Genomic DNA, 8391 nt, shown 5'->3' on the forward strand with positions numbered 1-8391 from the left:
GGAACAACTCGCCGCCGCCCACCACTGACCCCCCCCCCGCCCCGCGCCGTCGCCGCCCGGGCCCCAGGGCCCCCCCGGGGGTGCGGCGGGGCGGGGGGCCCCCCGGCCCGGCGGCCCCCCCCCCCCGCCCCGGGGGGCGGGCGCCGCCGCCGCGTGCGCGGCTCCCGGCATTCGGGTCCGCACCGGGTTAACGTGCGGCCATGACGTACCGGCCGCCGTCACCGTACGCACCCCCGCGCCGTCCCCGCCGTCCCTCCCTGCCCAGGCCCGCCCGCCGCGCCGCCGCGCTCCAGGCCCCCCGACGGGCCCGTCTCACCCGACGCGGTCGACTCGCCCTGCTCCTCGGCGCCGTTCTGCTCGTGGCCGTCGCGGTCACCGTTCCACCGCTGGTCTCCCATGACGAACCGGCCGTCGAACAGCCCCGTACGCTCTTGGTGCCGGAGGGCTGGCGCGCCGCACAGGTCTTCGCGGCCGTCGACCGGGCCCTCGGGCTGTCCGAGGGGAGCGCGCGGAAGATCGCGACCGCTCCCGGCGCCCTCCCGCTGCCCACGGCGGCCCACGACAACCCCGAGGGCTATCTCTTCCCCGCCACCTATCCGGTGCTCTCGGCCACCACCCCGGAAGGGCTGCTGCGCTTCATGGCGGACACCGCGGGCAAGCGCTTCGGGGCCGCGCCGATCACCGAGGGGGCCCGGGCGCACGGACTCAGCGTGTACGAGACGGTCATCGCGGCCAGCATCGTCCAGGCCGAGGCCGACAACCCGGAGGACATGGCGAAGGTGGCCCGGGTCGTCCACAACCGTCTTGCCCGGGGCATGGCGCTCCAAATGGACTCGACCCTCAACTACGCCCTCGGGCGCAGCACCCTCGACACGACCCATGCGGACACCGAGTCCACGAGCCCCTACAACACCTATGCCCGCAAGGGCTTGCCGCCGACGCCGATCGGAAACCCCGGGGACGAGGCCCTGAACGCAGTGATCAACCCGGCGGACGGCGACTGGCTCTACTTCGTCACGGTGGCCCCCGGAGACACCCGCTTCACCGCCGACTACGCGACGCACCGGGCGAACGTGGCCGAGTTCAACGCCAACAGGGCCGCCGAGCGGGGCTGAAGCGCGGGTGCTCAGACGGTCGGGGCGGTGACCGGGGCACGGCCGAGGAGGCGGCGCACGTCGGATGCGGCAGCGCGTCCGGCCCGATTGGCGCCGATCGTCGAGGCCGAGGGGCCGTAGCCGACGAGGTGGATGCGTTCGTCCTTCACCGCACGCGTGCCCTCGACCTGGATGCCGCCACCCGCCTCGCGCAGCCGCAGCGGAGCCAGATGGTCGATCGCCGCCCGGAACCCGGTCGCCCAGAGGATGACGTCCACGTCGATGCTCCGGCCGTCGTCCCAGGTCACCCCGGTCGGGGTGATCCGGTCGAACATCGGCAGACGGTCCAGTGTCCCGCGCGCACGAGCCGCACGGATCGCCTCGTTGAGGGGAAGTCCGGTGACGGAGACGACGCTCCGCGGCGGTAGCCCGCGGCGCACCCGGTCCTCCACGAGCGCGACGGCCGCACGCCCCTCCGCCTCCCCGAAGGGCCCCTCGCGGTAGACGGGCTCGCGCCGGGTCACCCAGGTCGTCCCCGCCGCCACCTCGGCGATCTCCATGAGGTGCTGGGTGCCCGAGGCCCCGCCGCCGACCACGAGCACCCGCTTTCCGGCGAACTCCTCCGGCCCGGGGTACCCGGCGGTGTGCAACTGGCGGCCCCGGAAGGTCTCCTGGCCGGGGTAGTGGGGCCAGAACGGCCGGTCCCACGTGCCGGTCGCGTTGATCAGGGCGCGCGTCGCGTAGACGCCCTCCGAGGTTTCGACCCGGAGTCGGCCCTCCTCCTCGTCCCGGACGGCCGTCACGTCGACGGGTCGGTGCACCCGTAGGTCGAACGTCCGCTCGTAGGCGTCGAAGTACGCGCCGATCACCTCCGACGAGGGGCGCGCGGGATCGGCCCCGGTCAGCTCCATGCCGGGCAGGGCGTGCATGCCGTGCACCTTGCCGTACGTGAGGGAGGGCCAGCGGAACTGCCAGGCGCCGCCGGGGGCAGGGGCGTGGTCCAGGACGACGAAGTCCCGGTCCGGCTCCAGACCACCGCGCCGCAGGTGGAAGGCGGCCGAGAGCCCCGCCTGCCCGGCGCCGATGACGACGACGTCCACCGTCCTGACCCCTTCGAACCCGAAATCGTTCACGCTTCCACCAACCGCGGCAGGGGAGTGCTTCTTCCCGCACCGCCCCTCCCGCGGCACACGGGCCGACGGCGCCGGGCGCGCCCCGAGAGCCCCTCCCGCCCGGCGGGCAGCCGGAGCTCCTCCCGAAACACGCCTAAGCTGCCACGCGGCACAGCCCCCGACCCAGGAGCCCACCCCATGAACGACCGCGACCGACGGCACCCGTACCCCGATGCGCTCCGTCCGGAGGAGTTGCCCGCGCCGCACCCGCTCCTCGCCCCCGTCACCGCACTGCTCGGCACCTGGGCCGGCCGCGGGCGCGGCGGGTACCCCACGCTCGCCGAGGACTTCGCGTACGCGCAGGAGGTCACCTTCAGCCATGACGGACGCCCCTTCCTGCACTACGAAGCGCGGGCCTGGCTGATCGGCGAGGACGGCACCCCGCTGCGGCCGTCGGCCCGGGAGAGCGGTTGGTGGCGCCTGCAGCCCGAAGGGCGGATCGAGGCGCTGATCACCCAGCCCACCGGCGTCGCGGAGCTCGCCGTCGGCCGTGCGGACGGCGGCATCGTCGACCTCACCACCGGACAGGTCGCCCTCGCGCCCACGGCCAAGCAGGTCGAGGCCACCCGGCGCCGTTACGTCCTCTCCGACGAAGACACCCTCGACTTCGTCCATGACCTCGCGGCCGTCGGCCGCCCGCTCCAGCACCACCTCTCGGCGCGGCTCCGTCGCGAAGGCCGGAACTGAACCACCCCTCCTCGCCCCCGACGGTCGGCCGGCACAATACGGGGGTGAGCGATGACGACCCGTACCTGTGGCTGGAAGACATCTCCGGCGAGGCCGCCCTCGCGTGGGTGGCCGAGCGGAACGCCGAGACGGCGGACGTGCTGGCCGCCGACGCCGGCTTCGTCCCCCTCAAGACGCGACTGCGGGAAGTGCTCGACGCCTCGGACCGCGTTCCGTACACCGTCCGGCGCGGCGCGCACCTCTACAACTTCTGGCGCGACCCCGAGCACGTGCGCGGGGTGTGGCGGCGCACGACCCTGGAGCGGTACCGCACGGACACGCCCGAGTGGGAGATCCTCCTCGACGTCGACGCACTGGCCGCCGCCGAGGGCGAGAAGTGGGTGTGGGACGGCGCGCAGGTGCGCCGCCCCGACCACGAGCGGGCCCTGGTGCGGCTGTCGCGGGACGGCGGTGACGCCGTCGTCATCCGTGAGTTCGACCTCGTGACGGGGGAGTTCGTCGAGGACGGCTTCCGGGTGCCGGAGGCGAAGACCCGGATCGGCTGGATCGACGCCGACACGGTCTTCCTCGGCACCGACACCGGGCCGGGTTCGCTGACCGACTCCGGCTACCCGCGAACGGTCCGCCGCTGGCGGCGGGGCACCCCGATCGACGCGTCCGAAGTCGTCTTCGAGGCCGAGGCCACGGACGTGTCGGCCTGGGGGCAGCACGACGACACGCCGGGCTTCGAGCGGGACCTCGTCGGCCGCTCGCTGGACTTCTTCCGCAGCGAGACCCGTCTCCTGCAGCCCGACGGCACGACCGTACGCATCGACGTCCCCGAGGACGCCCTCATCGACGTCCACCGACGGCACCTGCTCGTCACGCTCAAGTCCGACTGGCTCGGACAGCCCACCGGCGCCCTCCTCGCGTTCGACTTCGAGGCCTTCCTCGCGGGCGACCGCACCCCCGAGGTGCTGTTCGCGCCGGACGAGCGCACGGCGCTCGCCGGACACTCCTGGACCCGTCACCACCTGATCCTGGAGACGATGCGCGACGTCAGCACCCACGTCGAGGTCCTGTCCCCGGAGCCCGACGGTGCCGGTTGGACGCGCGCTCCGCTCCTCGGCGTGCCCGCGCTGTCCGCCGTCAGCGTCGTGGACACCGACCCGGACGTCTCCGACGAGTACTTCCTCGACGTGTCGGGCTTCCTCCAGCCCTCCAGCCTCCGCCGCGGCCACATCGGCGCCGACCAGGAGGTCCTCAAGCAGGCCCCGCACCGCTTCGACACGGCCGGCCTCTCGGTGACGCAGTCCTTCGCCACCTCCCGCGACGGCACCCGGGTGCCGTACTTCGTCATCGGCCCCGATCACGCCACCACCGGGCCCGGACCCACCCTGCTCTACGGCTACGGGGGCTTCGAGGTCTCCCTCACCCCCTTCTACGGCGCGGTCACGGGCCGGGCCTGGCTGGAGCACGGCGGCACCCACGTCATCGCGAACATCCGGGGCGGCGGCGAGTACGGTCCCGACTGGCACCAGGCCGCGCTCGGCGCGAACCGGCCCAGGGCCTTCGAGGACTTCGCGGCCGTCGCCGAGGACCTCGTCGCACGGGGCGTCACCACCCCGGCGCAGTTGGGCGCGGCAGGGGGCAGCAACGGCGGCCTGCTCATGGGCGCGATGCTCACCCGGTACCCGGAACTCTTCGGTGCGATCGTCGCGCAGGTGCCGCTCCTCGACATGACCCGTTTCCACAAGCTCCTGGCGGGTGCCTCCTGGATCGCCGAGTACGGCGACCCGGACGACGGCACCGACCTCCCCCACCTGCGGGAACTCTCTCCCTACCATCGCATCGCCGCCGACCGGACCTACCCTCCGGTGCTCCTGATGACCTCCACCCGCGACGACCGCGTCCATCCCGGCCACGCCCGCAAGGCGGCGGCGCGACTGCGCGAGCTCGGTCATCCGGTCCTGTTCCACGAGAACACCGGAGGCGGTCACGCCGGAGCCGGGGACAACGAACAGGCCGCCCACAACAGCGCCCTGGTCCACACCTTCCTCCGCAGACACCTGGTCCGACGGTCCCGGCCGATCGCGGGTCACCCCGTCACAACCATCCCGAACGCTGCGCCTGCAGCGCCATCTGAAAGCGGCTCGTGGCGCCCAGCCGCGCCATGAGGACCTGGATCCGGCGGAAGAGCGTGCGTCGGCTGACCCCGAGCTCCCGGGCGATCACCTCGTCGCCGGTTCCTCCCGCGAGGAGCCGCAGCAGCCGGCGGTCGGCGGGCAACAGGCCCGCCGGACGCGCGGAACGGCCGTGCAGGGGGAGCGCCCCCTGCCAGGCCTGCTCGAACAGCGCCACGAGCGCGGAGAGCAGGCCGCACGGCTGCACCACGAGCATGCTGTTGTGGACGTCGGCCTCCTTGATGGAGAGCGAGACCATGGCGTAGGCCTCGTCGATGATCACCAGCTTCACCGGCACCGACGGCAGCACCCGTGCTTGTTCGCCCGCCTCGATGCACGGCTCGATCGCCGATTCCAGCTGCCCCGGGTACTCCAGCGAGGCCTGTGAGTAGACGACGCGCTGGGTCACCCCGCGCGCCAGGGTCGACAGCGCGTCCTCGGTGGCGCTGGGCAGCGGGAAGTACGGGGGCGAGTCCAGCTGTCGGATCTGTTCGCGTGCGCTCGTCCAGGCGTGCCGCATGCGGGGGCCGACCGCGTCGCCGGTCACCACTTCGACCAGGTCGTCGTTGTACGCGGCGAGCCGCTGCCGCCGGAACGACTCGAACGCGCCCCCGACGGTGATCCGCGACTCGTCCAGCTCGGCGGCCCGGTGCCGGCCCAGGATCTCCAGCCCCGCGGTGGGCGGCACGGGGGCCACCAGGTCACGGTCGTCGGCCGCCGCACTCGCCAGACCCGCGTCGACCAGTTCGCCGTAGGCCGTCGTGAGCTCGGAGCCCTCCAGGCCGGCCGCGGCGCCCACGGCACCCAGCGGTGCCGGTCCGAGGTCCAGCAGCCGGATGTAGATCCGGCGGGCCTCTTCGCCGATCCCCAGCAGTCGAAGCGCCTCGCCGAGCTTCCCATTCACCATGCACGGCATTATCGACCCGCCCGGGGCACTTCCCCCGACCACGTGTGGCCGATCCGTGCCACTGGCGCTCTTCGGCAACCGGCGGGTCCCGCGCCGGGTACGGTCCGGTTGCCGCCGAGGACCGGCGGTCCAGAACCCCTCCGGAAAGAAGGTGCAGGACGTGGCGAAGGGTCGCAAGAACGGCCTCTACGACGGTGTCTCCGAAGAGCTCTCCGCCCTGATGCGGACAGGCTGGGCGGACACCGAGCGGCACGACCTCGAACCTGCGGAGCAGGCCCCCCATGCGGCCCGCCGCCGCGCCGCGCTCTCCGCGCGTTTCCCCGGCGAGCGCCTCGTCGTCCCCTCGGGGAACCTCAAGATCCGCTCCAACGACGACCCCTATCCGTTCCGCTCGTACTCGGGTTACGTCCACATGACCGGGGACCAGGCGCGCGACGGCGCGCTCGTCCTCGAACCCCGCTCCGACGGCGGCCACGACGCGTACTGCTACCAGCTGCCCCGAGACAGCCGCGACGACGACGAGTTCTGGCTCGGCTACACGGCCGAGCTCTGGATGGGCCGTCGCCGTTCCCTCGCGGAGGCCGCGACCGTCCTCGGGCTCGACTGCCGCGACGTCCGCACCATCGCCGAGGACCTGGCCGCCGGCTCCGGCGTGCCGACCCGGATCGTCCGCGGCATCGACCCGGTCCTCGAAGCCGCCGTTTCCACCGATGAGGACCGGGACGCCGAACTGGAGGGGGTGCTCAGCGACCTCCGACTGGTCAAGGACGAGTGGGAGCTCGGCGAGATGCGCAAGGCGGTGGATTCCACCGTGCGGGGCTTCGTCGACTGCGTGGGCGAGCTCTCCCGGGCGGTCGCCTCGTCCGAGCGGTGGATCGAAGGGACCTTCTTCCGTCGGGCCCGCTTGGAGGGCAACCACGTCGGCTACGGTTCGATCTGTGCGGCCGGCGACCACGCCACCATCATGCACTGGACGGACAACGACGGCCCGGTCCGCCCCGGTGAGCTCCTCCTGCTCGACGCCGGCGTGGAGACCCACTCCCTTTACACCGCCGACGTCACCCGCACCCTGCCCATCAGCGGCACGTTCACCCCCGTCCAGCGCCGGGTGTACGACGCGGTGTACGAGGCGCAGGAGGCGGGCATGGCCGCGGTGAAGCCGGGCGCTGCGTACCGTGACTTCCACGAGGCGTCCCAGCGCCACCTGGCAGCGCGTCTGGTCGAGTGGGGCTTCATCGAAGGGCCCGCCGACCGCGCGTACGACCTCGGTCTCCAGCGCCGCTTCACGATGGCCGGCACCGGCCACATGCTGGGCCTGGACGTCCATGACTGCGCGCACGCCCGCACGGAGGACTACGTCGACGGCGTTCTGGAGCCGGGCATGGTGCTGACCGTCGAGCCGGGGCTGTACTTCCAGGCGGACGACCTGACCGTTCCCGAGGAGTGGCGCGGCATCGGCGTCCGCATCGAGGACGACCTGGTCGTCACCGCCGAGGGGCACGAGAACCTGTCGGCTGCGCTGCCGCGTTCCGCGGACGAGGTCGAGGCGTGGATGGCCCGCTTCTCGGGCTGACGCCGGTGGTCGTTTCTCAGGGCCGTCCCCGCGATCGTGTGGGGGCGGCCCTCCGCGCCGCTCGCCGTCCCCGGCTCCGGGGCCCGTCGCGCCCTCGGGCGCGCGGAGTCGCCCTCTCGATCAGAATTGCGGCGATCGTGCACCCGAACGAGAGAAAAGAGGGCGAAGGTTCACCGGTTCAGGTGACAGCGGTCGAGGCGAAACGTCCCTTCCTCCGGCGGGGCGGCCACGCTCGACGTGACACATGGAGCCACCCTGTGGAGCGTCCGATGCAGTTGATCCCCCGTCATGACCCGTATCTGGTCGTCCGCTCGACCAGCGGCGTCACCGTCGCGACCCTCCGCGGCGAGCTCGACCTCGTCCTGGTGCGAGACCTGCGGCCCGAGCTCGACGCCCTCGCCCGGGAGTCCGAGGCCCTGACCGTCGACATCCGCCGCCTCGGCTTCTGCGACGCCAGCGGGCTCGGCCTCCTCGCCCACTGTGCCGGGCGCATGCGCCGGCGCAGTGCGCACTGGCGGCTCATCTGCGATCAGCCGTGGATCCTGCGACTCATCCGGCTCACCGAGTTGGACGAACTGCTCCGCCCGGAGGCGGGGCCGCCGGACCCCTCCGCCTGGCCGGACGCTTCTTCTGCCCGGTCGGACCGCGCCGGAGAGGTGCGGTCCGCTGAGCTTCCGGAGGTCGGTGACCCGTCGGACCCGGGTGCGTGCCGCCGCGGACGAAGACGACGTGGTTGAAGTCGTCCTGGAGGAGGTCCTTGCGGGCCGCCCGGGTGAGCAGCGAACCGCGCGGGGCG

The 8391-nt window shown here is 73.0% G+C and carries 7 protein-coding genes; 5 read left to right on the forward strand and 2 right to left on the reverse strand.

What is annotated here, in order from left to right; all coding sequences use genetic code 11:
• Window positions 1–200: 200 nt before the first annotated feature.
• Window positions 201–1115, forward strand: coding sequence for an endolytic transglycosylase MltG (gene mltG, locus ACFW2Y_RS33030; RefSeq protein WP_384886579.1), 915 nt, complete (start codon window positions 201–203; stop codon window positions 1113–1115).
• 11 nt (window positions 1116–1126) lie between these two features.
• Here mltG and ACFW2Y_RS33035 read toward each other — a convergent pair whose 3' ends face one another.
• A complete protein-coding gene (locus ACFW2Y_RS33035; RefSeq protein WP_384886582.1) occupies window positions 1127–2227 on the reverse strand; it encodes an NAD(P)-binding domain-containing protein in 1101 nt (366 codons plus the stop codon).
• A 177-nt stretch (window positions 2228–2404) separates the two neighbouring features.
• On the opposite strand from ACFW2Y_RS33035, the gene ACFW2Y_RS33040 reads away from it, so the two are divergent.
• Both ACFW2Y_RS33040 and ACFW2Y_RS33045 read left to right on the forward strand, forming a co-directional pair.
• Window positions 2405–2953 (forward strand): FABP family protein, encoded by a 549-nt coding sequence (locus ACFW2Y_RS33040; protein WP_384886585.1) that lies wholly within the window; start codon window positions 2405–2407, stop codon window positions 2951–2953.
• Window positions 2954–2997: 44 nt separating this feature from the next.
• The gene (locus ACFW2Y_RS33045; RefSeq protein ID WP_384886588.1) at window positions 2998–5109 is read left to right on the forward strand and encodes a prolyl oligopeptidase family protein; all 2112 of its coding nucleotides are present in this window, start codon (window positions 2998–3000) and stop codon (window positions 5107–5109) included.
• Here the strand turns inward: ACFW2Y_RS33045 and ACFW2Y_RS33050 are convergent.
• A complete protein-coding gene (locus ACFW2Y_RS33050; protein ID WP_384886591.1) occupies window positions 5039–6022 on the reverse strand; it encodes a LuxR family transcriptional regulator in 984 nt (327 codons plus the stop codon). The two genes, ACFW2Y_RS33045 and ACFW2Y_RS33050, sit on opposite strands and share 71 nt — an antisense overlap.
• Window positions 6023–6182: 160 nt before the next feature.
• Here ACFW2Y_RS33050 and ACFW2Y_RS33055 point away from each other — a divergent pair, with 160 nt between their 5' ends.
• Complete coding sequence (locus ACFW2Y_RS33055) at window positions 6183–7595, forward strand: aminopeptidase P family protein (RefSeq protein WP_384886594.1); 1413 nt, start codon at window positions 6183–6185, stop codon at window positions 7593–7595.
• A gap of 269 nt (window positions 7596–7864) precedes the next feature.
• Complete coding sequence (locus tag ACFW2Y_RS33060) at window positions 7865–8332, forward strand: STAS domain-containing protein (RefSeq protein WP_384886597.1); 468 nt, start codon at window positions 7865–7867, stop codon at window positions 8330–8332.
• The last annotated feature ends 59 nt before the right edge of the window (window positions 8333–8391 follow it).

Source organism: Streptomyces sp. NPDC058877, assembly GCF_042742855.1.
Taxonomy (GTDB): Bacteria; Actinomycetota; Actinomycetes; order Streptomycetales; family Streptomycetaceae; genus Streptomyces.

Excerpts from the sequence above, each read along its gene's own strand:
- mltG (WP_384886579.1), top strand. The coding sequence starts at position 201 with ATGACGTACCGGCCGCCGTCACCGTACGCACCCCCGCGCCGTCCCCGC.
- ACFW2Y_RS33040 (WP_384886585.1), top strand. The coding sequence starts at position 2,405 with ATGAACGACCGCGACCGACGGCACCCGTACCCCGATGCGCTCCGTCCG.
- ACFW2Y_RS33050 (WP_384886591.1), bottom strand. The coding sequence starts at position 6,022 with ATGGTGAATGGGAAGCTCGGCGAGGCGCTTCGACTGCTGGGGATCGGC.
- ACFW2Y_RS33060 (WP_384886597.1), top strand. The coding sequence starts at position 7,865 with ATGCAGTTGATCCCCCGTCATGACCCGTATCTGGTCGTCCGCTCGACC.